This window comes from Marinifilum fragile (assembly GCF_963677365.1).
Taxonomy (GTDB): domain Bacteria; phylum Bacteroidota; class Bacteroidia; order Bacteroidales; family Marinifilaceae; genus Marinifilum; species Marinifilum fragile.
The window spans coordinates 849,263-874,336 of sequence record NZ_OY781962.1 but is presented as its reverse complement, the minus strand read 5'-3'; the positions used below and the strand labels follow the sequence as shown (position 1 = coordinate 874,336).

The 25,074-nt window shown below is 34.5% G+C and carries 21 protein-coding genes; 14 read left to right on the top strand and 7 right to left on the bottom strand.

Annotation, left to right across the window (positions count from 1 at the left end; all coding sequences use genetic code 11):
• Positions 1-14: 14 nt before the first annotated feature.
• A complete protein-coding gene (locus ACKPCA_RS03260) occupies positions 15-590 on the top strand; it encodes a tetratricopeptide repeat protein (RefSeq protein WP_321281367.1) in 576 nt (191 codons plus the stop codon).
• Here the strand turns inward: ACKPCA_RS03260 and ACKPCA_RS03255 are convergent.
• Entirely contained in the window at positions 579-2,597 is a 2,019-nt protein-coding gene (locus tag ACKPCA_RS03255) for a monovalent cation:proton antiporter family protein (RefSeq protein ID WP_321281366.1), read from the bottom strand. The genes ACKPCA_RS03260 and ACKPCA_RS03255 overlap by 12 nt on opposite strands.
• A 288-nt stretch (positions 2,598-2,885) precedes the next feature.
• Here ACKPCA_RS03255 and ACKPCA_RS03250 point away from each other — a divergent pair, with 288 nt between their 5' ends.
• On the top strand, positions 2,886-3,851 hold the full coding sequence (locus tag ACKPCA_RS03250) for a hypothetical protein (RefSeq protein WP_321281365.1): 966 nt from the start codon (positions 2,886-2,888) through the stop codon (positions 3,849-3,851).
• Positions 3,852-3,965: 114 nt separating this feature from the next.
• The gene (locus ACKPCA_RS03245; protein ID WP_321281364.1) at positions 3,966-4,229 is read left to right on the top strand and encodes a 4a-hydroxytetrahydrobiopterin dehydratase; all 264 of its coding nucleotides are present in this window, start codon (positions 3,966-3,968) and stop codon (positions 4,227-4,229) included.
• A 2-nt stretch (positions 4,230-4,231) separates the two neighbouring features.
• Here the strand turns inward: ACKPCA_RS03245 and ACKPCA_RS03240 are convergent, their stop codons facing one another.
• Positions 4,232-5,071, bottom strand: a complete 840-nt coding sequence (locus ACKPCA_RS03240) for a prephenate dehydratase (protein ID WP_321281363.1) — start codon at positions 5,069-5,071, stop codon at positions 4,232-4,234.
• Positions 5,072-5,534: 463 nt separating this feature from the next.
• Between ACKPCA_RS03240 and ACKPCA_RS03235 the strand changes: the two genes are divergently transcribed.
• The 5 genes from ACKPCA_RS03235 to ACKPCA_RS03215 all read left to right on the top strand — a co-directional run bounded on the left by ACKPCA_RS03235 (position 5,535) and on the right by ACKPCA_RS03215 (position 13,377).
• Entirely contained in the window at positions 5,535-7,886 is a 2,352-nt protein-coding gene (locus tag ACKPCA_RS03235; RefSeq protein WP_321281362.1) for a TolC family protein, read from the top strand.
• A 12-nt stretch (positions 7,887-7,898) separates the two neighbouring features.
• Positions 7,899-8,984, top strand: a complete 1,086-nt coding sequence (locus ACKPCA_RS03230; protein WP_321281361.1) for an efflux RND transporter periplasmic adaptor subunit — start codon at positions 7,899-7,901, stop codon at positions 8,982-8,984.
• Between the two features lie 24 nt (positions 8,985-9,008).
• Complete coding sequence (locus ACKPCA_RS03225; protein WP_321281360.1) at positions 9,009-12,122, top strand: efflux RND transporter permease subunit; 3,114 nt, start codon at positions 9,009-9,011, stop codon at positions 12,120-12,122.
• Positions 12,123-12,263: 141 nt separating this feature from the next.
• Positions 12,264-12,746 (top strand): TlpA disulfide reductase family protein, encoded by a 483-nt coding sequence (locus ACKPCA_RS03220; RefSeq protein WP_321281359.1) that lies wholly within the window; start codon positions 12,264-12,266, stop codon positions 12,744-12,746.
• 31 nt (positions 12,747-12,777) lie between these two features.
• Positions 12,778-13,377: a thioredoxin family protein gene (locus tag ACKPCA_RS03215; protein ID WP_321281358.1), complete on the top strand. Its 600-nt coding sequence runs from the start codon at positions 12,778-12,780 to the stop codon at positions 13,375-13,377.
• A gap of 131 nt (positions 13,378-13,508) precedes the next feature.
• Here ACKPCA_RS03215 and ACKPCA_RS03210 read toward each other — a convergent pair whose 3' ends face one another.
• The 3 genes from ACKPCA_RS03210 to ACKPCA_RS03200 all read right to left on the bottom strand — a co-directional run bounded on the left by ACKPCA_RS03210 (position 13,509) and on the right by ACKPCA_RS03200 (position 16,065).
• Positions 13,509-14,456 (bottom strand): NAD(P)-dependent alcohol dehydrogenase, encoded by a 948-nt coding sequence (locus ACKPCA_RS03210; RefSeq protein WP_321281356.1) that lies wholly within the window; start codon positions 14,454-14,456, stop codon positions 13,509-13,511.
• A gap of 109 nt (positions 14,457-14,565) precedes the next feature.
• Positions 14,566-15,279, bottom strand: a complete 714-nt coding sequence (locus tag ACKPCA_RS03205) for an SIMPL domain-containing protein (protein WP_321281355.1) — start codon at positions 15,277-15,279, stop codon at positions 14,566-14,568.
• A 216-nt stretch (positions 15,280-15,495) separates the two neighbouring features.
• Positions 15,496-16,065 (bottom strand): nitroreductase family protein, encoded by a 570-nt coding sequence (locus ACKPCA_RS03200; protein ID WP_321281353.1) that lies wholly within the window; start codon positions 16,063-16,065, stop codon positions 15,496-15,498.
• 462 nt (positions 16,066-16,527) lie between these two features.
• Between ACKPCA_RS03200 and ACKPCA_RS03195 the strand changes: the two genes are divergently transcribed.
• A complete protein-coding gene (locus tag ACKPCA_RS03195; RefSeq protein ID WP_321281351.1) occupies positions 16,528-17,796 on the top strand; it encodes a metallophosphoesterase in 1,269 nt (422 codons plus the stop codon).
• Positions 17,797-17,830: 34 nt separating this feature from the next.
• Here the strand turns inward: ACKPCA_RS03195 and ACKPCA_RS03190 are convergent, their stop codons facing one another.
• Together ACKPCA_RS03190 and ACKPCA_RS03185 are read right to left on the bottom strand one after the other, a co-directional pair.
• Positions 17,831-18,931 (bottom strand): hybrid sensor histidine kinase/response regulator, encoded by a 1,101-nt coding sequence (locus ACKPCA_RS03190; protein WP_321281350.1) that lies wholly within the window; start codon positions 18,929-18,931, stop codon positions 17,831-17,833.
• A gap of 1 nt (position 18,932) precedes the next feature.
• Complete coding sequence (locus ACKPCA_RS03185) at positions 18,933-19,373, bottom strand: bacteriohemerythrin (protein ID WP_321281349.1); 441 nt, start codon at positions 19,371-19,373, stop codon at positions 18,933-18,935.
• A gap of 1,608 nt (positions 19,374-20,981) precedes the next feature.
• On the opposite strand from ACKPCA_RS03185, the gene ACKPCA_RS03180 reads away from it, so the two are divergent.
• The 5 genes from ACKPCA_RS03180 (at position 20,982) to ACKPCA_RS03160 (ending at position 25,037) form a co-directional block, all read left to right on the top strand.
• Positions 20,982-21,527, top strand: coding sequence for an REP-associated tyrosine transposase (locus ACKPCA_RS03180; RefSeq protein ID WP_321281347.1), 546 nt, complete (start codon positions 20,982-20,984; stop codon positions 21,525-21,527).
• A 460-nt stretch (positions 21,528-21,987) separates the two neighbouring features.
• Positions 21,988-22,989: a fibrobacter succinogenes major paralogous domain-containing protein gene (locus ACKPCA_RS03175; protein WP_321281346.1), complete on the top strand. Its 1,002-nt coding sequence runs from the start codon at positions 21,988-21,990 to the stop codon at positions 22,987-22,989.
• 193 nt (positions 22,990-23,182) lie between these two features.
• Positions 23,183-23,716, top strand: coding sequence for a lipocalin family protein (locus ACKPCA_RS03170; protein WP_321281344.1), 534 nt, complete (start codon positions 23,183-23,185; stop codon positions 23,714-23,716).
• A 1-nt stretch (position 23,717) separates the two neighbouring features.
• The gene (locus tag ACKPCA_RS03165) at positions 23,718-24,353 is read left to right on the top strand and encodes a transglutaminase-like domain-containing protein (protein ID WP_321281343.1); all 636 of its coding nucleotides are present in this window, start codon (positions 23,718-23,720) and stop codon (positions 24,351-24,353) included.
• Between the two features lie 42 nt (positions 24,354-24,395).
• The gene (locus ACKPCA_RS03160) at positions 24,396-25,037 is read left to right on the top strand and encodes a CPBP family intramembrane glutamic endopeptidase (protein WP_321281341.1); all 642 of its coding nucleotides are present in this window, start codon (positions 24,396-24,398) and stop codon (positions 25,035-25,037) included.
• Positions 25,038-25,074: the final 37 nt, after the last annotated feature.

The window sequence follows — 25,074 nt, the reverse complement described above, 5'->3', positions numbered from 1 at the left end:
ATAATGAAATCCCAATGAAAACATTAATAATTTTCACCTTAAGCATTGTATTCTCAGTTTGTGCACAATCTCAAAATGTGGAACGCTACATGCAATACCATGACAAAGGTAGAATGTTAATTCTGGAAGGGAAGTATGATAAAGCGATCCCCTATCTTGATACGGCAATTAACATTATGCCCTATTATCCTACTATTTTTCAAGACCGTGGGTATGCATACATGCAATTAAAAAACTATAAGAAAGCGGTATTGGATTTTAATCATGTACTAGCTAAAAAACCATATATGAATGAAATTAAATTGCAAAGAGGAATGGCTTATTATCACCTGAATCGTTTAAATGAATCAGAACAGGATTTAATGGCTGTTGTCAATTCCAATCCGTCTAAAAACCGAGAGGCAATTATTTACCTTAAAAACATTCAAAAAGAAAAGGAATTAGCTTACATCGAAAACCAACAACAATTAGAATATTTGCGATTACAGGTTGAAAATGAAAGACTACAAAGAGCACGACACCGAGAAGAAGTAATCTGGAATACAGTAGTTCCCCTAGCCTTTTGGACAACCGTATTTTTAACTTGGTAAATCTGTATCTAGATCAATTGGTTTCCGTTTAAAAGAAATTGTTTTTCCAGCAAATCTTATTTTTTTAAAATCAGGAATTTCTGAATTCTCCAACTTAAGTCTCAATTTATCAATACTATCAATTGAGCCAACTACAGTTAAAACATCTCCTAAGCGTAACCTTGTGAATCCTGTAGAAATTAGAGTATTCTGATTTCGTTTGGTTGCCAATATTATCAAATCGGTAGGAATTTGCAGATCTCGAATTGCAATTCCATGCAATTCTGGATTTTGCATTTCGATATCAATGGTATCCTGATTTTCTTCCATTCCAAGCAATAATGAAGTTGCGATTGGGGAGCGAACCAAATGATCCATAAGGCTTACCATGACTGTAGACGGTTCAACAATTAATGCACCTAATTCGTGAAATTTCTTTATGAAACTTCTTTCATGAACTCTAACCACAACATCTCTAGTTCCAAAGTGTTCATATGCCAATTCACAAACTTTTAAATTGTCATCATCTTTATTTAATAGAACCAAAGCATCAGCCTTATGAGCTTTAATTTTCTTCAATTCATTCAAATTATACTCAGGAACACACACAACATTTACTCCTTGATATTCTAATTTTGCCTTAGCTTCATTTCGGGTTACCACTTTTACATTCCAATCATTATCAGCTAACTGTCTTGCCAATGCCAGTGATTGACCTTCTAATCCAAAAATAAGTGCTTTTTGTACTTTATTTTCATGCTGTAGCTCTCTTTGTTTATGACTTTCGCCTACCAAAATAATGGACCATTTGAATAAAGGAGGTCCAAATATCTCATTTAATACAATTACAGCTAACAATATAGTAGCAAACTCGGGCCCCCAAGTCGGATATTTTTCTGACACTACAGCTACTAAACCGATGGCAACACCAGCCTGGGTTACAAATGGCATCCAGGAAATTCTATTGTAACGCATAGGATCACCACCTAACGTGCCACCAATAAATGCTCCAATCGCCATACTAGATAATCGTACAACAAAAAATATCAATGCAATAGACCAAACTTCTTGTAAAATATCAATTTTTACCGATGCTCCGGTTAGTGTATAAAACAATACATAAATGGATGGAACCACCAATTCGATGATACGATTAAACTCTCTTCGGCTTTTACCAAAATTAACTACTACAAAACTTCCAAGAATACAGATTAGTAATGGCTCAATGTACAAATCGAATCCAAACCATTCCATACTTTGATGATGAACCAAACCAGCCAAGAGGTACACACTGTATCCTGTAAGTACAATAACAAAAGCCTTAATCTGCGTGTATATACGAATGGCTAAGATTAGATTTAACAAATTTCCTAATACAAATCCTAAGAGTACAGATAAACACAACTCTCCAAATAAAATGATAACCAACCAAAAATCGAATGGTATTTTTGAGATCAAAGCATCTGCAACAGCAAAACAAATGGTGAAAAGAACAATTACCAGTACATCTTTTATTACTGTAACCCCTATCGCCATTTGTGTAAAAGGTCCTTTTGCTCTCATTTCATTAATTACAGCTATAGCCGAAACCGGCGATCTGGTAACGAAAACTGTCCCTATTAACAATGCAACGGCCAACTTATACTCAAATGACATTTCTGATAAGAACTGAATTCTTTCCGATATCAACAATACAAAAGAGACACTAATCCCAAAAGTAAAGACGAGTTGTCCAAAAGTCATCCATTTTATGCTTTTCATCCTACCCTTTAACTCCTTCAGAAACAATTCTGCACCAGCTGCAAAAGCAATAAATGCCAATGATATTTCATTTATAAATCCAAGTTTTTCAATTGAAGTTTTAGGTAACAAGTTTAATACGTATGGACCTGACAGTATTCCAATGAATAAAAGACCTGTAATTATAGGCAATTTGATTTTTGGAAAATACAGTGATATTCTATTTGCACCTACAGCAATAATCAAAAAACCAATAAGGATCATTAATATTTCAAAATACTCATTCATTCAATTCAATTTTATTGGTTTCTGATAATGATTGATATAAACATATCATAACAACATGTTTAGATATTAATATTTAAGATACTGAATTCTCTTTTTAGTTCCAACTCTGTCCAACAATGTTAAGTGATTGTAAAGTCTGCACAGATACGAACACCAACTGTACGAAATGTAACAACACTCCCCTTTCCTATCAACACTCTCCTCTCCGCTAAGTATTGATATTTTGCAACTTACCAACAATGGCACAAATACTGATATTATTTTTATGAACCTATTAACCAAACAAAAATGAAGATCAAACGAATTTTTACCATTGGAGTCATTTTTTTGATGATTTGCATTGTAAATACAAAAGCAAGTAATCAAATTTATTCTCCTGAAATTATCAAAGCAATTCTTGATGAAACTCAAGAACTTTGCTCGAAAGATAATGGATTGCTATGGGGACATAGCTTGGATGTTCCGATTCTCTTTATTGATGAAGTAAATAAAATAGTATACTCAAATAAGAATAGCTCAAAATTAAATCTAGAAGAAAGAAATAACATTTTCATAGGGAAACTTCCTGATTTCATTAAAGTGAAAAAAGGTCCGCAAAAAATAGACAAGCGCAATTGGGCTATTATACCTCTTCCTTTGCCTGAGAACAAAGTTGAACAACAATGTGTTATTTTACATGAAGCCTTTCATTGTTTGCAACCACAAATAGACTTAAAACCATTGCCATACAATAACAGTCATATGGAAGAAATGGAAGCAAGAGTGTGGTTAAAACTTGAATGGAAAGCTTTAGATTTTGCCTTGCACAGCGAAGGTGAAGATCGAAAACAAGCAATCGTTGATGCAATTTGCTTTAGAAAATATCGCAGAGCTTTATATTCAGATTGCGATGGATGTGAAAACAGATTTGAAATTCATGAAGGTATGGCTGAATATACCGCTCAAAAAATCTGTAGATCCAAAACTGAACTTAAATCATTCCTGCAATCGAAGCTTGAATATTTGTGGGATAATAAATCGTATGTTGATTGTTTTGCTTTTTTTACTGGACCTGTTTATGCCTATTTACTGGATGAAACAGACATTAATTGGAGAAACCAATTAGGTTCTAAAGATGATATTTCAATACTTGTACAAACAGCTTATAACATTTCTCTACCTTTTGATGTTTACATGGAAGCTGAAGAAAGATCTGTTTTGTATAGTGGGGCAAAAATTATGGGAGAAGAACTAGATAGAGAAATTGCACTATAAGCCTTTTACCCATCTGATATAAACTTACGATTAAAAAGGATTGCTTATGGCAATCCTTTTTATTTACATTACAATTTTCTTTCCTTAACTTTATACATCTAAAAGCAGAAAATCATGAATATTTTATTGGAACAAGGTTGGAGTGAGATAGATAGCAAATTGATTAAAAACTACGTATTATCCGATTTTACCCATGCCATTAAATTTATCAACCTAATTGCTGAAGATGCTGAAAAAGCAGATCATCACCCTGACATTAAATTGTATAAGTACAAAAATGTCAGAGTATCATTGACTACTCATTCTAAACGAAGAATTACAGTAAAAGATATTTCGCTTGCTAAGCAGATTGATAAAATATTTGAATCAATAAATTGATTTTACCAAACTTCAATTCCCTTATTGTAAGTTCCTAAAATTTGCATTCCTCTTACCTTTTGAGAAATCCTATTCATTGCATTTTTAAATTGAATAGGGACTTTAAACTCCAAATCAACATGAAAAAAGTACTGCCAATTCTCTCCAGGAATTGGGTGAGATTGAATTTTAGAAAGATTAATATCCTCTTGAGCAAAACAGTCTAAAATATAAGATAAACTACCAGGTTCATGGCTCGTACTAAAGTAAAGCGAAGCCTTGGTAAATCCGCCATTCACACCAACATCTTTTTGTCGTTTTAGCAGAAAAAAGCGTGTTTGGTTATTCTTAATACTTTCAATTTCTTCTGCCAAAATCTCTAAATCGTAAAGTCTTGCAGGTAAATCACCAGCAATAGCACCAACACCAATTAATTCATTCTCTCTAATATTTCTTGCACTAAGTGCCGTATCCTCCATTTCAACCATTCTAATATGTGGATATTTTCGAAAATAAGCTCGACACTGATTAATTGCCATTGGATGCGAATGTACCTCTTTTAAATCCTCAATTTTCTGGCCTGGTAATGCCATTAAATTCTGCTTAACTCTTAAAAAAATCTCTCCTTCCACAACTAAGCCTGAATCTTGCAATAGACCATAATTTTGCAAAATACTCCCAGCTATTGAATTCTCAATTGCCATTATTCCAGCATCACATACTTTTTCATCATTAACCAGATCAATCAATTTGGCAAAATTCTCAGCAGGAATAATATCTACGTCTTCTCCATAATAAGCATTTGCTGCCAAGTGATGAAAACATCCCTCTACTCCTTGAATAACAACTCTTCGTTTGTTCATTTTCTATTTTGATTATTTGTTAGATTATACTCAAAAAAAAAGTCCTGAATAATCAGGACTCTCTTTTAATGCATTTAAAATTTAAACCATAAGAATCCTGTCCTTCTCGTCTCCAAAAAAGAAAAAGCTAAAAAAGAAGCTAAAGAAAAATATGGTTCTCATTGTATACTAAAAAAAAAAGAGCCTTTCGAAAAAGGCTCAGTTAATATTTTATATCACACAAAACCTCTCAGCACTACATGCTAAAAAAGAAAAAAAATCGGTTTGTGTGAATTCTATTCATAGTTTGTAAATCATTTGTATAGCTCAAAGGTAAAAAAATAATTTAAAAAATAATGGTTTGGCTTTAAATCAATTTAATTTCAACAACATAATTTCTTACAGCAAGAAAAGAAACAACTAAGTTTTCTCAATGTTTTTTAATATCTTTTAGTTTGATTTTTATTATTTAAGAGAAAACCACATGAAACAACTTATCCTGCTATCCTTTATTTTATTGAATGCAACGTGGATAAATGCTCAAAATACCAAGGAATACTCGGTTGCCATTTTGGGTGATGAATATATTCACGAAAATGATTCCATCTTAAATTTGTTGAAAGCTGAAATTAAATCTGTTGTATCCCAAGAAGCTACGGTTGTATTTAAGAAGGAATATTATTTAATGAACCAACTAAGCCAGGAAAAGGCAAAGGAAAACTATCAAACTGTAGTAAATTCAGAAGATGTTGACTTGATATTATCCTTCGGTTCCTTCAATAATTTTGTGATTGCCCAAAACAAAGCATTTCCCAAACCTGTAATTTTGTTTGGTGTTATTAATGATGACTTTATTGAATTTCCCGAAGGACAAAATACTTCGCAGGTTAAGAATTTGACCTATATTTTAACTCCAAAATCATACAAAGAAGATTTATCCGAATTTAAGGAGATGTATCCCTATAAAAAAGTTGGGATTATTTTAGATGAGTATCTAACCGAAATCTATCCTGTAAAAGAAACTTTGGACAAAATTCTGGGTGAGATCAAATCTGAATATAAAATTATATCCATATCATCTGTAAATGAATTAGATGCCCAGCTTGAAGGTGTCGATGCTGTTTATATTTCGGGAGGCTTATATTTCTCAATGGAGGAAAAGCAAAGAATGATTGATATGATCAACAATCGAAACTTACCTTCTTATACTTCTCTGGTTGAAGAATTCTCATCTTTAGGCGTACTTTTTAACACTCAACCTGTAAATGAATTAAATCAGTTTCTTAGGCGAATTGCACTAAACATAGAAGCTGCCGTATTGGGAAGCGATTTATCGGATTTACCTATTTACCTGGATGTTGAAACCAAGCTTCTTCTAAATATTGAAACCTCATTCCGCATTAATTTTCCTTTGAAATACAGTTTCTTAATAAAAACAAACATTGTCGGTAATGCCAATAACCTAGCTTATAAAAAGAGTTATTACCTTGATAATTTTGTATATCAACTGCTGGAAAACAATTTAAGTCTGAAGGCAAGCAAGTACGATATCAATTTGGCCAAACAAGAGATAAAGTTGGCGAACAGTCAATATCTACCGAATCTTACCTCATCGGTAACTGGTTCGCATATTGATCCTGATTTAGCTGAAGTTTCCAACGGATCGAATCCTGAGTATACCACAAGTGGTAATGTAAGTGTAGAGCAGCTTTTATTTTCGGAACAAGCTAGTGGGAACATCAAAATTCAGAAAAAGTTGGCATCTGCCAGTGAAGAGAATTACAATGCCACAGAAAAGGATGCAATATTAGATGCAGGTGTTACTTTTTACAATGCTTTAATTGCAAAAGCCAATTACCTTATAAATGATGAAAACCTAAGGGTTACCAGAAAGAATTTTGAAATTGCACAGCAAAATTACTCGGCAGGACAAACAGGAAAGGGTGATGTTTTGCGTTGGAGAAGTGAATTGGCCCTGGCAACCCAAAATATAGTTAATGCTTACACCAATTTTATTCAAGCAATGCATGCCATCAATCAACTTCTAAATAATCCTATTGATTACAAGATTGACATCAAACACTCTTTGGTAGATGAGAAGACAGAAGATCAATTTGATTACAAAGGTCTAATCAAGCTTATTGATGATCCTATTTTAAGAGATAAACTTTTAAAATATTTGGAGACAGTTGCTATTGAAAATGCTCACGAGCTAAAATCTTTACAATTTAATATTGAAGCATCAGAGAGAAGTGCAAAACTATATCAAAGAAGCAAATTCCTTCCGACCATTGCCTTGCAAGGAGGATACAATCATACTTTTTCAAAAGATGGAAAAGGAAGTACATATCCAACAGGCATTGTTGGAGCTCCCGATGGATATTATAATGTTGGCGTACAATTAAGTCTGCCTATTTTTAATCAAAATCAAAGAAGTTTAAATAGACAAAAGTCATTAATTCAGCAGAAGCAATTAAATATTCAAAAGGAAAATACTGAAACACTCATCAAGAAAAATGTAAACGATATTGTATATGCCTTATTGAGTCTATACACTAATATCGAATTATCTAAACTTACCACCAAAACTGCCAAAGAAAGCTTGGAGCTTATGCAAATTTCCTACTCCAATGGGGCTATTGGAATTACAAGTTTAATTGATGCTCAACAGGCATATTTTCAAGCTCAACAACAACAAGCAAGTGCGGGATACAACTTTTATTTAACCCTATTACAAATGGAAAGGGTACTCTCGTATTATTTTTTCCTAAATCCAGATGAAGAAAATCAAATTTTCATTCAAAATCTTCAAAACTATCTTTTAACCAATAATTAAACCAGCATAATTATGAAACCATTATATATTCTAGCATTAGGCTTATTCTTATTTATTTTTGGATCTTGTAGTGATAGTAACGAAAAGCAAACACAAGAAAGATATCGTCCAGTTAAATATCAGGAGGTTAGTTACTCAGGAATTGGACAAGTGCGATCATTCAACGGAACTGCAAGATCTGATAAAGAAATCAACTTAAGTTTTAGAACTTCTGGCATTTTAACGGTTTTAAACATTGCCAATGGTCAATCGGTAAATAAAGGTGATTTATTGGCAAGAATAGATAATTCCGAAGCTCAATTATCTCTGGAACAAGCAATTTCAGCCCTAAGCAGTTCTAAAGCTAATTTAAACACAGCAACATCAACATTGGATAGAACAAGAACTCTGTTCGAAAAAGGAAGTGCTTCACTAAGTGATTATGAAAATGCGAAATCGTCATATGCTTCGGCCAAAGCAAACTACGAATCCTCAAAAAGAAGTGTTGAAATTCAACAAAAACAGGTTGGCTATGGAATTATCTACTCTCCTTCCAATGGAGTTATTGCAGCTAAAAATGTAGAAAACAATGAGAATGTAAGTGCCGGACAAATTATTGCAGTTTTAAACGCTGGTAGTTTTATGGAAGTTAGCCTTGGATTGCCTGAAAACGTAATCAACAGAGTACAAAAAGGCATGGAAATATCGGCTACATTTCCTGCTCTTCAAGGCAAAGAATATCAAGGAGTAGTAAATGAAGTATCTCCATCTATAAGCGAGGGATCGGCTACCTATCCGGTAAGAATTAAATTATTAGGCGAAACTTCTGAAGTAAAGTCGGGAATGGCAGCACATATCAAATTTAAATTTGCCGAAACGAATAATAGTGAAGTCCTAATTGTTCCTATTTCTGCAGTGGGTGAAGACAGCAAAGGCAATTTTGTTTTCGTTATAGAAAAAGAAAGCGAGAATGTTGGTGTAATAAAAAAACAACACTTTAAAGTAGGTGTACTATCCCCCATTGGATTTGAAGTAGAGAGTGGATTAAAAGCAGGTCAGATTGTGGCTACCGCAGGTTTACAAACTCTACTTGACGGACAGAAAGTTAGCTTAAAATAGTATTCACCTCCAAACAAAGCAATTATGAATCTTACAAAGTTTGCTATTGAGAAAAGCCGAATAACCTTTACTCTGCTTGCCGTGGTGGTGATTTTGGGCTTGGCATTATACGAAACCTTACCAAGAGATAGTATGCCTCCATACACAGTTAGAGTGGCTACAGTTGTGTCTTCATTCCCTGGTGCTGGACCAGAAAGGGTTGAACTTCTGGTTACCGACAAAATAGAAAAGAAAGTTCAGGAAATTCCTGAAGTCAAAGAAATTAACAGTACATCTAGAACTGGTTTATCGGTGGTAAGTGTGCGTCTTAAAGATGAAGTTGCTCCAGAAGATCTCCAGGCTATCTGGGATAAACTTAGAAGAAAACTAAATAGCCTAAGAGATCTACCTCAGAGTGTAAATCCAAGTCTTAATGATGATGATGTTGGTGTCGTGTATGGAATTATGGTCGGTTTAATAAGTGACGGGTACTCTTATGTAGAAATGAAAGAAGCTGCCGATGACCTAAAAGATGCCTTAATTAAACTTGACGATGCAGCCAAAGTCGAACTCGGAGGTGTGCAAGATGAAAGAATTTTTATTGAGTTTGACGAATCTCAACTAAAAGAATATGGATTAAGCTCGTCCAAGCTGCAAAACATTATTGCATCCACCAACATTTTAGATTCTGGTGGAGAAATTAACCTTGAATCGGAAAGAATAATTCTCGAACCAACAGGCAACTATGAATCATTGGAAAGTATTAAGAATACGCTGATTCCAATAGGTGATGGAAGTCATGTTGTACAATTGCGAGACATTACCAGCATTCGCAAAGCATATGTTGAGCCTGCCAGTACCATTGTTCATGTAAATGGTAAACCAGCCATTTCACTCTCTATTTCCTTAATCGATGGCGCTAATATTATTAAGTTGGGCGAAGATGTAGATAAGATTTTAACAGAGTGGAATGAACAATTACCAATTGGTTTAGATGTTCAACGTTTAACTTCATTAGATCACTATGTTGATAAAAGTATCGATAATTTTATCGGCAATTTGATTCAATCCATTGTGATAGTATTGGTAGTAATGTTAATCTTCCTGGGATTAAGAACAGGTTTGATTATCTCCAGTTTGATTCCTATTGTAACCATCATGACTCTCATGTTAATGGGGATCATAAATATGGGATTAAATCAGGTAACATTAGCTGCCTTAATCATGGCACTAGGAATGATGGTAGACAATGCCATTGTTGTGTCAGAATCGATAATGGTTAAAATGGAAGAAGGAATGACGGTAAAGGATGCTGCCGTTTCATCTTGTACCGAGCTAATTGTTCCATTGTTGATTTCGACTTTAACTACTTCGGTAGCTTTCTTATCCTTCTATTTGGCAGAGTCAACCATGGGCGATATTATGGGACCAATTTTCGTAGTGATCACATTGGCCTTGGTATCTTCCTGGATCGTTTCTCTTACCATTATTACCATGTTGTGTTTCTACTTCTTAAAAGTGAAACCTAAGGAAGAAGCTAAGCCTAACTTCATGGATCGAATTTTCGATGCTTTAAAAGTTTATTACAAATCCCTTATTCTATCGGCTTTAAATCGTAAAGGAATTGTGATTGGAGGAATTGTTTTGCTATTCATATTATCCTTAAAAGGTTTTAGTTTGGTACCGTTTATTTTCTTCCCGGATAGTGATAGAAATATGATTACCGTTGACATCAACCTTCCTCTGGGAACTAAAATTGAGCAAACCGAAAAGGTGGTAAAAAAGATTGAAAAACACATTGCTGAAGAATTACAAATGAATGATGAGAGAGAAAAAGGAATCATTGACTGGTCTTCCTTTATTGGGCAAGGTCCAGAATCATATGACTTGGGATATGCTCAAGATGAAGCAAACTCAAGTTATGCTCACATCCTTTTAAATACTAGCTCCTTTGAAGAAAATGCAGAAATGATTCGTCGATTAGATGAGTACAGCTTTAAACATTTCCCAAATGCCGACATTAAGGTATCAGCTTTGGGTTCAGGTGGTGGTGGAACTCCAATTGAAATTAAAGTAAAAGGAAATAATCCTGATGTACTTGCAGACCTATCTGAGAAAATCAAATCAAGACTATCAAAAATTAATGGAACTAAAAACGTTAAAGATGATTGGGGACCAAAAACCAAAAAATTTGTAATTAATATCGATCAGAACAATGCACAGATTGCCGGGATCACCAATCAGGATATCGCTACTTCATTAAAAACCGTGCTGGATGGTTTTCAAACTGGTGAATATCGCGAAGATGATAAAAACATTCCGATTCTATTAAGAGGTTTTTCAAGCCAAAATCAAAGCTATGAAAAGATCGAAACCATGAATGTGTTCTCTCAAAGTTCAGGAAGAAGTGTTCCGCTTTCTCAGGTGGCCAGCATTATTCCTCAATGGCAATATGCAAAAATTAAACGCCTTGATTTGATTCGTAGTATTAATGTTTCCAGCGAAATCACAGAAGATGGTAATGCGTCTGAAATTATGAAAGAAATGCTCCCCTGGTTGGACGAAGATGTGAAAAGTTGGCCAACTGGCTACAATTACGAACTTGGTGGTGATAGTAAAAATACTTCCGAAAATATGGGTGCAGTAATCGCATACCTGCCATTATCTGCATTTCTAATTCTGTTATTGCTGGTAATTCAATTCAATTCGTTTAGAAAAACAGCAATGGTGGTAAGCACCATTCCACTGGGGATTATTGGCGTGGTAATTGGTTTAATTGCACTTCGCTCCTATTTTGGTTTTATGGCTTTCTTGGGTGTAATATCACTTGCCGGAATTGTGATTAATAATGCCATTGTTCTAATTGACAGGATTGAAATTGAACTCTCCGAATTGAAACGAACACCTCAAGACGCTGTAATTGCGGCCTGTTTGCAAAGATTCAGACCAATTCTGTTGACCACATTTACGACTTCTCTGGGACTGATTCCTTTGTATCTGGGAGGAGGTTTAATGTGGGAACCAATGGCTGCTTCAATTATGGTAGGCTTACTTTTTGGCACAGTAATTACGCTGATTTTTATACCTGCTCTCTATAGTGTATTCTATAAAGTGGATTATAAAGATTATCAATTTAACGAAGCACTTCTAAAAGATTAAAACAAATAAATTCAAGCAAGCCTGTCAGTGAAAATTGACAGGCTTTTTTATGCACATTAACAAATCAATAACAAGCCAGATTATTCTGCTTCAACGATTAATAGTATATTTAATACTTACAAGTCTTATTTATACAATATCATGAAAGTGAAGATTCTATTCTCGATTACCTTACTATTTGCAATCAGTCTGACAGTTAAATCTCAGTACTTTAAAACCTTAAATTTTAAGGAACTGGAACCTAAATTCCATCTACAGAATGATACCACCTATGTTATTAATTTTTGGGCCATGTGGTGCAAACCCTGTGTTGAGGAGCTTCCTGAATTTGAACACATCAGAAAATCATACGCAGATAAAAAAGTCAAGGTCTTATTGGTAAGCCTGGATTTTGGTTCAAAAGTAGAGGAACGCCTGACCAGATTTCTTACGAAGAAAAATATAACTGCCGAGGTTCTAATTCTCGATGATCCGGATGCAAACTCATGGATTGGTAAAGTGGATGACCAATGGGATGGTGCATTACCTGCAACAGTATTATATACAAAGGATAAAAGAAAATTCTTTGCCAGGAAAGTAACTTATTCTGAACTAGCAGAGACAATTGATAATTTGAATAGATAAAAATTTTAGTATTAACCAATTTATTTAGATGATGAAAAAGATATTATTACTTAGTTTCCTTCTAATATCAGTAGCAGCAATTCATGCTCAAGGATATAAGGTAGGCGATTTAGCAACAGATTTTAAGCTGAAAAATATTGACGGCAAAAACATCGCATTGGCTGATTTTAAAGATGCAAAAGGATTTGTAGTGATCTTTACTTGTAACCATTGTCCATATGCCGTGGCTTACGAAGACAGAATCATTGATATCGATAAAAAATACAAGAAGAAAGGCTTTCCCGTGATTGCTATTAATCCGAACGATCCTGCTATTGTTCCAGGAGATTCTTTTGAAGGAATGCAACAAAGAGCAAAAGAAAAAGGTTTTACATTCCCTTATCTTTTTGATGCAAAGCAAGAAGTTTACAGGAATTTTGGAGCTACCAAAACGCCACATGTTTACATTTTAAGCAAAAATGGTAAAGATCTCAAGGTAGAGTATATTGGCACCATCGATAACAATTATAAAGATGCCTCGAAAGTAAGCACCAAATATGTTGAGGACGCCATCAATTCTCTTTTAATGAATAAAAAGCCCGCAGTAACCTATACAAAAGCAATTGGTTGCTCGATTAAATCAAAAGGGTAAAACAATTATGAATCAATGATTAATTGAAATACAAAAACCTCTGTCAAGCTTGATTAATTTCAACTTACAGAGGTTTTTTATTGCCTTACCTCACTCTATCTCTCCTTGAGGAGAAGGTTGGTATGAGGTAATTATTCAGTAATTTTCAAAGACAGCTTCCCTACAACTCTTCCCGTTTCACTATATTGATGTGCTTCTACAATATCATCCAATTCATAAGTCTTGTCGATGTAAGTTTTAAGTAATCCTGCATCAACAAAATCGGCTAACAACTCAAGGTCTTTTTTACTTTCCTGCACAAAGATTTTTTTCATTTTCTTAGAGCTAACCAAATTATGAATTGAACCCAGCAAAAGAATATTAAATGAAGGTAAAGTGGTGACATAAACACCACCTCTTTGTAACAAGTGTTTTATTTTTGAGTATTCCAGATTGCCAACCACATCGAAGAAAATATCATACTCCTCCTGAACTTCCAACAAATTTTCATTTTGGTAATCAATCACTCGATCAGCTCCTAGTTCTTTTGCAAATTCAACATTTCGCGTACTGCAAATACCTGTTGCTTTACATTTAAATGCCTTGGCCAATTGTAAAGCAAACGAACCAACACCGCCCGAACAACCATTAATCAAAACACTCATTCCTGCTTTTATACCACCCATATTGCGCAAAGCCTGTAGGGCTGTTAACCCAGCCAAAGGAATCGTAGCTGCCTCTTCAAAATTCATATTCTGAGGCTTAAGAGCCAAATGATCGGGAGTTGTAGCCACATATTCAGCATACGCTCCATTCTTGATAATATCTACTTTGCCAAACACCTCATCGCCTACACGATAAAACTGCACCTTCTTGCCTACTTCCAATATTCTGCCTGCAATATCTCCACCCAAAACACAAGGCAATTTTTTTCTCATAAATAGCTTCAGCAATCCTTTTCTTATCTTCCAGTCTACCGGATTAACGGAGGATGCATAGACCTCAACTAAAACTTGATTTTCTTTTATTTTTGGCCGATCCAGATTGGTAATTTCCAACACTTCAGGAGAACCATACTTTCTTATTACAATAGCTTTCATCGTCGTTTTCTGTTCAGTTAGGTTAAATTTGCACTGAGTACAAAACTCACTAATCAATTTACGACAAGTTTAGCTCAATTTCAAGGTATCAGATAGTATCTCCCACTTACTACTTATCAGCTAAAAGGTATGTAATTTCAACATAATCAGTCAATACAATTGGATCTGGATTGGTGAATGATTGCGAACCCGAATATTCGGCCTTACTTATTCTCATTTCGGCCATATGTTGCTTTGGTCCATAGATGCTTTTAACTGTGCCGTAATTAATATTCTGGATGCTTTTAAGCTGAACCTCTGCCGATTCTGCCAACACCTTCGCTTTGGTTTTGGCATCATTCACAGCCATTTCAATTAATTGGGCCTCGGTAGATTTAATCAACTCAGGACTCAAACCATAGTTGGCATTATAATTCAGCTCAACATCTGATGACTTTAACACTTCAAGACAAGAGTGAATGTTTTTTGGTTTAGCTTCCAACTTTAGCTTGATACTGTAATTAGCTCGGTAACCATCAGGAATTTGTCGGCCCGATGAATAGGTTTTTTCTTCATTAATTCGCTGACCAACATCAAATATTTTCAAACTCTCAATCTTTGCCAATTTCAAAGATTTCTTTAATCGATCAACATCGGAAAAATTTTTATCCAAACAAGCCTCATATTCACTGGCCTTGGTACTTATATTTACCGATATCTCCACAATATCAGGTTCTTGAAAAATCTTACTCTCTCCTCTTACATCTAATGTAGGAGAGGTATTTTGAGCTTTTACACAAATGCCAGCAGTCACGATCAATACTAATAGAATTAATTTCTTCATCATTTTTAATTTAATGGTTTGCTATTTCTTATATGATCCGAAAATCAGGGATGAAAGTTTTCAGTCAATTAAAAGATATTTTAGTCTTTTTTAACTATCTTGCGTCCTCTTAAATTCAAAACACGTTTGATTTAGGAACGATTACTTGCAATAAGTTATCAATGTAAATTATCAACAAAAAAGGCTCTCTTGGGAGCCTTTTTAGTTTGTACAATCTTACCTCATTTTATCCCAATCGCCATCAAACAACAATTGGGCCAAGTTTTTTCTATCGCGTTTAGACGATTCTATTTCTCTCATACTTTCGGGCAACTGTTCCGGATTTCCCAAGTATCCGACAGCAATCATGGTAACAGCTTCAAAATCTTCTGGGATTTCAAAAACCTCACGAGCCTTTTCTGCTGAGAAACCAGCCATTTGATGCATGTACAAATCCATACTCATAGCCTGTATCGACATGTTTCCAATGGCCAAACCCAAATCATGACGCGCATGGAAATTAATTTTTTGATTGCGGGCAAAACTCTTGGATACTACTGTCAAAATGATCATCGGAGCAGTTTTTACCCACATCTGATTATACTCGCCTAAACAAGAAAACAACTGCTCATATCTCTCAGGATAATCTTTTGTAGCATATACAAATCGCCAGGGCTGTTCGTTATAACATGATGCAGCAAAAGAGGCTGCCTCAAACAATTTTTCAATCTTATCCTCCTCTATCTCCTGATCGGCAAAAGCTCTCGGACTCCATCTTTTGTCGATTAATTCGTGTATCTGTGCCATATGAATTGATTTAAAGTTCTTTCACAAACCCCAAATATCAAATCCCAAGCTCCAAAAGATAATAATGTGGGGTTTGGTTTTTGGATTTTGAAGCTTGAATCTGAATATAACTCTTTTTTAACAATTATTAAGGACTTGGTAGTATTAAATTCTATATATTTGGAGCTGATTTTAATATCATTACATCAATTGTAGAGATATTGTTCCGGTATGAGTTGTATCTAATTTTAAAAACAATTCGTAAGCAATGAATGTTTAAAAAATATCGGAATTAATCAATTAGAAACGGTTTAAATTTGTTTTTAGAATTTTTTATCGATGAAAAATGAAGCGTAACAAGGCAAATTTTGTGCGAATAGTGGTTCTATTTAAATAGAATTTAACGATGTTAGGTTTCATTTTTTCATATAAAAAAGCTGAAGGATAAATTACAAACGGTTTCTTAAAATCTTTGAAATAAGGATGAGAGCGAGCATTTATTTATTGATACCTCTGTTACTATTTATGCTTTTGGTAGACATATACACCTACCGTGGCATAAAACCTCTGATTGCAAGAATAAAATATTCTCTTGCACGACACAGCTTAACGATACTATTTTGGGGCATTTCAGTTTTTATTTTTGCTGCCTTTACCACATTCATGTTTGGTATTAAGCACGTGCAAAAAGCAGATGCCTACATCTATTCTGGCTATTTGGTGGCCGGGTTTGCGTTATTTTATTTTCCAAAGTTTGTATTCATATTTTTCGTCTTAATAAAGGATATACAAGGGGCGATTAGGAGAACCATTGCATGGTTCAGAGAGAGAAGGAATAAAAGTGTACCACAATTAAATTCGAAGAGAAAGATGGAGAGATCCGAGTTTTTGTACCAGATGGGATTGGTATTGGCAGCCATTCCATTTGCATCTATCCTTTACGGAGTAACCAAAGGAAAATTCAACTACCGAGTAATGCGCGAGAGCATTCGTTTCAACAATCTTCCAAAAGCATTTAAGGGATTAAAAATTGTTCAGATATCGGATATGCACCTGGGAAGTTTCAACAAAAACTTCGAGAAGGTAGAAAAAGCCGTAGAACTGATTAATGGACAAGAACCAGATTTGATTGTTTTTACTGGGGATTTGGTAAACAACTTTGCCGAAGAGACCGATGGTTGGGCTCCCGTACTCGCTAAAATGAAAGCTAAAATTGGCAAATACTCCATACTGGGCAATCACGATTATGGCGATTACTCTTATTGGCGATCGGAAGAAGATAAAGCTAAAAACCTTGCGGCAATCAAATATTTTCACAAGCAAATGGGATTTCGATTGTTATTAAACGAAACCGAAACCATAAATATTAAAGGAGAAGAAATTGCTTTGGTAGGTGTTGAAAATTGGGGCAAACCTCCATTCCCTCAGCATGGCGATTTAAGCAAAGCTACACAAGGCACCGAGCATCTTCCGTTTAAAATATTGTTGAGCCACGATCCTTCGCACTGGGACGAAGAGGTGATTAAAAACTCGAATATCGACCTAACTTTTGCAGGACACACCCACGGAATGCAGTTTGGAATTGAGCGTGCAGGAATCAAGTGGAGTCCGGTACAGTACAAATACCCTCGCTGGGGCGGATTGTACCGCGAAGGCGATCAGTACCTGTATGTGAATCGCGGATTTGGATACATCGGTTTCCCTGGTAGAATTGGTATGCCACCCGAAATTACCGTGGTAGAATTGGCATAAAACAAAAAGCTCCAATGAATATTGGAGCTTTTTTTTATTTCGACTCATCGTAAATTGGAAGCCTTATTTTAAAACTTGTACCATTGCCCACGTGGCTTTCAACTTTAATTTCACCATTGTGCTTATCAGCAATTTCTTTAGAAAGGAGTAAACCATATCCCGATCCCATTTCACCTGAAGTACCCAGACTCGATTGAGGATGCTCTTTATCAAACAAATTGTTCAGTTGATTTTCATCCATTCCCACTCCTGTATCTGTAATATCAATTTCGATCATATTACCGATTACCCTTGTTTGCACAGTAACAATGCCTTGTTGGCGCGAAAACTTAATTGCATTTCCTAAAATATTTCGAATCATTGTAGCAATTAAATCTTTGGTACCAAAAGTTGATTTGGCCTCTCCAAATATTTGCACCAACTGTATCTTTTTTAATGCTGCAGTAGGTTGTACAATTTGTAATACTTCTGAAATTAACCTGTGTACATCTATTTTCTCTAAAGTAGACTCAGCTTGTTTTTCAAGATCACGTGCATACACCAGTAAATTATCCAAAAGTTCCAGATTCTTTGTAGAAATATTGCAAATCAATTCAGCATACTTTTGGGATGCTTTATCTTCACTCGCTTCTAAATTCTCCAGCAATAATCTCGAAAAACCAATCAACGAATGAAAGGGACTTCTTAAATCATGACCAATGATCGAGAAAATCTTATCCTTAGCAAGCATCAATTCATGTATTTGCTTATGCTGAATTTGCAATAAGGAATGTGTAGAGACTTTTGAAAGTAACTCTTCCAACTGAAATGGTTTTGTGATTACATCCCTACATCCTACTTTAAATGCTTTCGAGATATTTTCCTGATCGGTTTTCTCGGCCATAAAAATAACGGGAGTATTACTGTTTAAATCACTCACTCTTATTTTTTCAGCAAAAGCAAAACCATCACGTGGCATTCTGATATCGATTAACAATAGGTCAAACTCAATTTCGTTGCACAGTTCATATGTTTCCTCGTATGAACTTGATGTTCTTACGTAATAGTTTGAATCTTCAAAAAAGCTTGAAATCAGATGTAGGTTTTCAGGTTTATCATCAACTACCAGGAGTTTGATAACATTTAGTGTATTCATTTTAGATCTTTAGTTCGTAGAAATAGTCTTCCAAATTTATATTATTTTCCAACATGTACAGTTTCAATTTTATATCTGATTCAACAGTATGATTGAGAAACCATTCTTTTAGAAATGCATGAAATCCTTCAAAATTACAATTTTTAAACTTTGCCAGATTAAATTTTTCCAACAATTCAAAATGTTCAATTTGATGCTCTTTAAATACAGGATAATTCATCCTGCGCATTGCATTTTCTTCACTAATAAAATGAAATTCTGCATACTTTTCTATTTCATGCATAATTCTATAAAGCTCTTCATCTGAACGCTTTAAATTGATTTCATGTTTAAATGAATTCAACAATTCTATAAAGATTTTATGTTCGAAGTCTATTCTCGCAATACCTGTTTCAAAATCGGACTTCCATTCTATAATCCCATCTAATCCTCTACTTCCCATACACTTCTGTTTTAATGTTAGTATAATGTTGCCTAACAAACACCTTGCAACTTGTGGTAACTCCCAACAATCAGCCAGTTCGCACATTGGGTTTTGGCGTTATGTCTAATATATGAAATTATGTGTAAGAATCTCTCATTTATTTTCAATAATTATATTACCATCTCTTAACATCCTCTTTATCAGAAACAACTATCTTTTTATTAGATATCATTCATTAGTTTCTAGTATAAAATCAATTTTCTTGTTCAAATAATATCTAAATCATTTTAGCTAAAATGATACATTCGCAAATAGCTCCCACGCTATCAGGGCTGTCCTTTTTATTTAACCTACCATTACACAAAAACACACTGTATTTATTGGCACACAGAACTTCTACTTAACCTAAGTTAACACGTTACCCAACGTGGTAAAATACGTTGGTAAACCTACTAAAATACGTTACCTAAATGGGTACAATAGGTTAGTATACCTATTCGAAACACTTACCTGACCTATTTGAATAGGTTGATGGACGTATTATAATAGGTTACCCAAGTGGGTAAAACAGGTTGGTGTACCTATTACAGTACGTTCCCTAAATGGCTAAAGTAGGTTAGTAAACCTATTTGCAATACTTACCCAACCTATAAAAATACCTTAAGAAAGCTCACTCCTCCACGCTACTTACACCTTCTAAATACTTATACTTTACAAGTCTTATTTTTAATGATAATGAATTAGTTTACAAGACAATATAACATGAAATTTATGATTAAATTTATATGTGCAACCAGAAATTGATGAAGCCTTGATACTCTTGCAAAACGCAAGTGCATTTTTATCAACTTTAGCACACAAACAAAAGATTTTAAACAACTTACAAAAAGTAACAGATAAGTGATATAACATCAGCATGATGTTATTCCTACGTTATGTGCAACCACGAAAGGATAAAATTTAGATTATGAATTATACATTCTTGATACTTATATTTTTTATTTTTCTAATTCCATTTTCTGTGAATCAAAAAATATACTCCTTTGACAAACCTGACTTTAAAACATCAAAAGTCATTAATATTCTTTGGTGTATTTTTTTGATTTGGTATGCATCAATTAATGGGAATAATGTTAAAATGTTAATTTTTGACTTTGTAGCATTCAAAACTAAATACCTACAAAATGTTGGAAGTATAAATGGGGTTGTAATATTTTCAAGTGAACTGCTTGATATCTTTCTAAATTTATACTTAATTTTTATTGTATTCTTCCTGGTTCGGAGAGACAAAATATACAGAAAAAGACTTGTATATTTAATTCCATTATTATTCGTAGTAAACACAGTCGAAGGTTATAGAGTGCTTGTAATGAATCTTGAAGAACAGGTTTCTTTTCTTCAAAGTTTTCTTTTTCCGATAATTATTTCACTATTGATATTTGTGCCACTATTTTTGACATATAATAGTAAGACTTTCAGAAAAATGATGATTTTGAATAATGAGGAAGTGAGAAAAATTGTTAAAAATGAATAAATGGCAGCCCCTGCTAGCGCGAGCTTGTAGCTCGTGCTCTGCGAAGCAGAAGCAGAAGCAAAAAACTTAAGTAAAAATAATATGAATTCTAAATGAGTCGCAAGTATAAATTCCATAACAAAGAGGGGTTGTATTTTGTAAGTTTTGCAACTACCTACTGGATTGATGTTTTTGTACAAGAACAATACTTTTCGGCCATAGCCAATAGTCTTACTTATTGTTGTACGCATAAAGGGATGTGTATTTTTGCATACTGTATCATGCCAAGTCATATTCATCTGATATTTAATCATGGGGATTCTAACCCCAGTAAAATATTAAAAGAATTTAAAACTTTCTCCTCAAAAGAAATTCAGAAACTGATTGAAGAAAATCCTCAAGAAAGCAGAAAAGAATGGATGCTTTGGATGATGGAAAGAGCAGGAAAGATGAACAGTAATGTAAAGTATCGACAATTTTGGCAGCAAAACAATAAGCCAATAGAGTTATGGAGCAATAATGTAATAACAGAAAAACTAAACTATATTCACAATAACCCTGTAGAAGCAGGATTTGTAGAAGAAGCACATCATTGGAAATATAGTAGTGCAAAAAATTATGCTGGGGAAACAGGAATGATACCTGTTATATTGATATAAAATAATTTTTTCTGCAAGCAGAGCACGAGCTACAAGCTCGCGCTAGCAGGAGTACCTATTACAGTACGTTCCCTAAGTGGCTAAAGTAGTTTAGTAAACCTATTTGCAATACTTACCCAACCTATAAAAATACCTTAAGAAAGCTCACTCCTCCACGCTACTTACACCTTCCAAATACTTATACTTTACAAGTCTTATTTTTAATGATAATGAATTAGTATACAAGACAATATAACATGAAATTTATGATTAAATTTATATGTGCAACCAGAAATTGATGAAGCCTTGATACTCTTGCAAAACGCAAGTGCATTTTTTATCAACTTTAGCACACAAACAAAAGATTTTAAAAACTATAAAAAGAAACCCATAAGAGATCTAAAGTGCATTGCACTATACACATGCGTTAGACACAAGCAACAAAGACGAAAACAGAGAATAATTACTAAAAAACAACAATATGAGCAACTGTAAATTTTCATCTAAAAGGGTATTGGTATTCATTTGCCTACTAAGTGCAATTGCAATTAGTTGTGAAAAAGAGTCAACCCCATTAACATTACCAACAATTAAATCATCTAAAATTTTTACTCTTAGTTCAAATGCCATAACAATCAAAAGTACTTTTGATATTACCAATAAAGAAGGTATCACAACTATAGGCATCTGCTGGGATTCACAGTCTAACCCTTCCGTATGTGGCAACTTTACGAGTAGTTCTTTAAGCGATAGCATCCTGTATACTAGAATTGAGGGACTGGTACCAAATACTAAATACTATGCGAGAGTTTACGCAAGTAATAAAGACCAGGAAGTATATGGCCCAGAAATTGAGTTTACAACCAATAACACTGTCGAAGATATCGAAGGAAATTTTTACAACACAGTTACTATTGGAACCCAAACCTGGATGGTTGAAAACTTAAAAACAACTAAATATAATGATGGATCAGACATACCGTTTGTCAGCAGCAGTACAAATTGGGCCGAATTTAACTCTTCTGGCTATAATTACTATGATTATCAAATCGTAAACAAAAATCTTTATGGAGCATTATACAACTGGCAAGTAGTGAACTCGGGAGAACTATGTCCTGATGGCTGGCATATCCCTACCGATAAAGAATGGACTACATTAATCGATTACCTCGGAGGTGAAGATGTTGCATCTGAATTTTTAAAGGCTGTAGGAAACATTTGGCCTTCCACAAATAATGAAGCAAATAATTACTCAGGATTTTGTGCTCTTCCTGGAGGTGAATCAGGAACAGCTCTTGGCTCTTTTTCAGGACTAGGTAGAGAAGGAATATGGTGGTCATCCACAATAGATCATTCTTCGGGGGATAGCGAGGGATGGAATATTACTAGGGCAATACTTGAAAATAGCACGGTACAAAGAAATGGATTTAGTTCCAATGCTGGAACCTTAAATTTCTTATCTGTTCGCTGTATTAAAAACTAAAATCCAATCCTAAAAAATTTATCCCCGCCAGCGCGAGCTTGTAGCTAAAATAAAAATAATATGAAATCTCAATGAGTCGTAAGTATAAGTTCCACAATAAAGAAGGTTTGCATTTTGTTTGTAAGAGTTGAAAATGAGTACCCTCTATTGTAATTTCAGGTAAAAATATGACTAAAACATCAGACTATAGTTTATGACAAAACAACTCAACATACTACTTGCCTCTCTTGTTCTTTTGTGCTCGTGCAAAGGGCAAGAATCGGTGATTGACAATAGTGTAGTGAAGGATTTGAATATTGATCGCTACCTGGGAAAGTGGTACGAAATTGCACGCTTCGATCACAGTTTTGAAAGAGGTTTGGTGGGGGTAACAGCACACTATTCCATGCGTGAGGATGGGAAAATAAAAGTGGTTAACTCGGGATTTAAAGGAAGCTTGGATGGTGAGAGTTCGGAAGCCATTGGCAAAGCGAAAATTCCTAATCCAAACCTTCCTTCCAAATTGAAAGTTTCCTTCTTCTGGATTTTTTATGGCGATTATTTTGTTCTGGAATTAGATGATGATTACCAGTGGGCCATTGTTGGCAGCAACACCGATAAATACCTTTGGATACTGTCACGAAATCCACAGATGGAGGATCAATTGTACCTCAAACTTCTGAACAAATTAAAAGCAAGGGGTTACGATACCAGCAAATTGATAAAAGTGGAACAAGGAAAGGAATAAAATGAATTACTTATCTCCCTCCTACTATTTCGATTATGAAAGCGATGTGATTCAAAAGCTCATATCTGAATTTAAAGATGATCGCATTTCTGATAAAGAAAAGGCGATTGGTATGTATCTAAAAGTGCGCGACAATTGGAGATATGATCCTTACACCATCAGTTTGGCAAAAGAGAGTTTCAGAGCTAGTTTTATTGCACAAAAGTCGACTGGTAACTGTGTTGAAAAATCAATATTGCTTATTGCATGTTTGCGTGCTTTGGGTTTACCTGCCAGACTACATTTGGGAAAGGTTAAAAATCATATTGCGGTGGAACGACTTACCGAAAAATATGGAAGCAACGAGCTTACACCTCACGGCATGCTAAATGTTTACTTGAACCACAAATGGTTGAAACTATCGCCAGCATTTAATAAAAGTCTGTGTGAGAAGTTTAAGGTAGCTCCACTTGACTTCGATGGTGAGAACAATTCTTTTCTACAACAGTTTAATAGCGAAGGAAGTCTTTTCATGGAATACACTGCTGATTATGGACATTTTAAGGATGTACCCCTGGATTTTATGAAAAGAAATATAAAAGAACACTATCCTCATATTTTTGATACAGGTGAAGATATTATTGAATTCAAGCTTTAAAATTACCAACAATACACACTCATTAAATTCTCTTCTTACTCAATGAACAAATCCAAACTCCAATCCCTCGAAATTTCAGCAATTGTAATTACCGTATTGGCCAAATTTCTGTTCATGGATTATTTAAACTGGCGATTTCCTTTCGTATTGAGCGCAACCATTTTGTGGTGTGCATACATTTGGTACAGAAAGAAGAACAACAAGGAAATACTAAAATACTGGGGATTTAGAACCGATAATTTTAAAAGTGTTTTAAAGGTAGTTCTCCCCTTCGGTCTTACTGCAGTAATCGCATTTTTTACAATTGGTGGCATTCAAGGAACTATTAATGTAACATGGCACATCATCCCGGTTTTGTTGTTTTATCCACTATGGGGCAGTATTCAACAATTTCTACTAATTGGTTTGGTGGCAGGAAACCTGTACGACAATCCAAATCGCAAACTTAATAAGCACATTATTGTACTGTTTGCAGCTACCCTATTCGCTTTGGTTCACTATCCCGATTACTGGTTGATTGGTGGTACCTTTATTTTGGCAATATTCTATGGCTATGTTTATCTAAAGGAGAAAAACTTGTATGTTCTGGGAATCTTTCATGGTTGGTTAGGGGCTTTGTTCTATTACACGGTATTAGACAGAGATCCTTTTTATGAAATATTTGGAAATTTGTTGAATTTGTAGAATAATCAGCATGATTATTTAGCAATGGTAAGCCCGA

What these genes read in the sequence shown, in the direction of transcription:
- ACKPCA_RS03175 (WP_321281346.1), top strand. Translation starts at nt 21,988, where the DNA reads ATGAGCAACTGTAAATTTTCATCTAAAAGGGTATTGGTATTCATTTGC.
- ACKPCA_RS03190 (WP_321281350.1), bottom strand. Translation starts at nt 18,931, where the DNA reads ATGAATACACTAAATGTTATCAAACTCCTGGTAGTTGATGATAAACCT.
- ACKPCA_RS03225 (WP_321281360.1), top strand. Translation starts at nt 9,009, where the DNA reads ATGAATCTTACAAAGTTTGCTATTGAGAAAAGCCGAATAACCTTTACT.
- ACKPCA_RS03205 (WP_321281355.1), bottom strand. Translation starts at nt 15,279, where the DNA reads ATGAAGAAATTAATTCTATTAGTATTGATCGTGACTGCTGGCATTTGT.
- ACKPCA_RS03245 (WP_321281364.1), top strand. Translation starts at nt 3,966, where the DNA reads ATGAATATTTTATTGGAACAAGGTTGGAGTGAGATAGATAGCAAATTG.
- ACKPCA_RS03180 (WP_321281347.1), top strand. Translation starts at nt 20,982, where the DNA reads ATGAGTCGCAAGTATAAATTCCATAACAAAGAGGGGTTGTATTTTGTA.
- ACKPCA_RS03250 (WP_321281365.1), top strand. Translation starts at nt 2,886, where the DNA reads ATGAAGATCAAACGAATTTTTACCATTGGAGTCATTTTTTTGATGATT.
- ACKPCA_RS03230 (WP_321281361.1), top strand. Translation starts at nt 7,899, where the DNA reads ATGAAACCATTATATATTCTAGCATTAGGCTTATTCTTATTTATTTTT.
- ACKPCA_RS03235 (WP_321281362.1), top strand. Translation starts at nt 5,535, where the DNA reads ATGAAACAACTTATCCTGCTATCCTTTATTTTATTGAATGCAACGTGG.
- ACKPCA_RS03170 (WP_321281344.1), top strand. Translation starts at nt 23,183, where the DNA reads ATGACAAAACAACTCAACATACTACTTGCCTCTCTTGTTCTTTTGTGC.
- ACKPCA_RS03260 (WP_321281367.1), top strand. Translation starts at nt 15, where the DNA reads ATGAAAACATTAATAATTTTCACCTTAAGCATTGTATTCTCAGTTTGT.
- ACKPCA_RS03220 (WP_321281359.1), top strand. Translation starts at nt 12,264, where the DNA reads ATGAAAGTGAAGATTCTATTCTCGATTACCTTACTATTTGCAATCAGT.
- ACKPCA_RS03255 (WP_321281366.1), bottom strand. Translation starts at nt 2,597, where the DNA reads ATGAATGAGTATTTTGAAATATTAATGATCCTTATTGGTTTTTTGATT.
- ACKPCA_RS03240 (WP_321281363.1), bottom strand. Translation starts at nt 5,071, where the DNA reads ATGAACAAACGAAGAGTTGTTATTCAAGGAGTAGAGGGATGTTTTCAT.
- ACKPCA_RS03200 (WP_321281353.1), bottom strand. Translation starts at nt 16,065, where the DNA reads ATGGCACAGATACACGAATTAATCGACAAAAGATGGAGTCCGAGAGCT.
- ACKPCA_RS03160 (WP_321281341.1), top strand. Translation starts at nt 24,396, where the DNA reads ATGAACAAATCCAAACTCCAATCCCTCGAAATTTCAGCAATTGTAATT.
- ACKPCA_RS03165 (WP_321281343.1), top strand. Translation starts at nt 23,718, where the DNA reads ATGAATTACTTATCTCCCTCCTACTATTTCGATTATGAAAGCGATGTG.
- ACKPCA_RS03195 (WP_321281351.1), top strand. Translation starts at nt 16,528, where the DNA reads ATGAGAGCGAGCATTTATTTATTGATACCTCTGTTACTATTTATGCTT.
- ACKPCA_RS03210 (WP_321281356.1), bottom strand. Translation starts at nt 14,456, where the DNA reads ATGAAAGCTATTGTAATAAGAAAGTATGGTTCTCCTGAAGTGTTGGAA.
- ACKPCA_RS03185 (WP_321281349.1), bottom strand. Translation starts at nt 19,373, where the DNA reads ATGGGAAGTAGAGGATTAGATGGGATTATAGAATGGAAGTCCGATTTT.
- ACKPCA_RS03215 (WP_321281358.1), top strand. Translation starts at nt 12,778, where the DNA reads ATGAAAAAGATATTATTACTTAGTTTCCTTCTAATATCAGTAGCAGCA.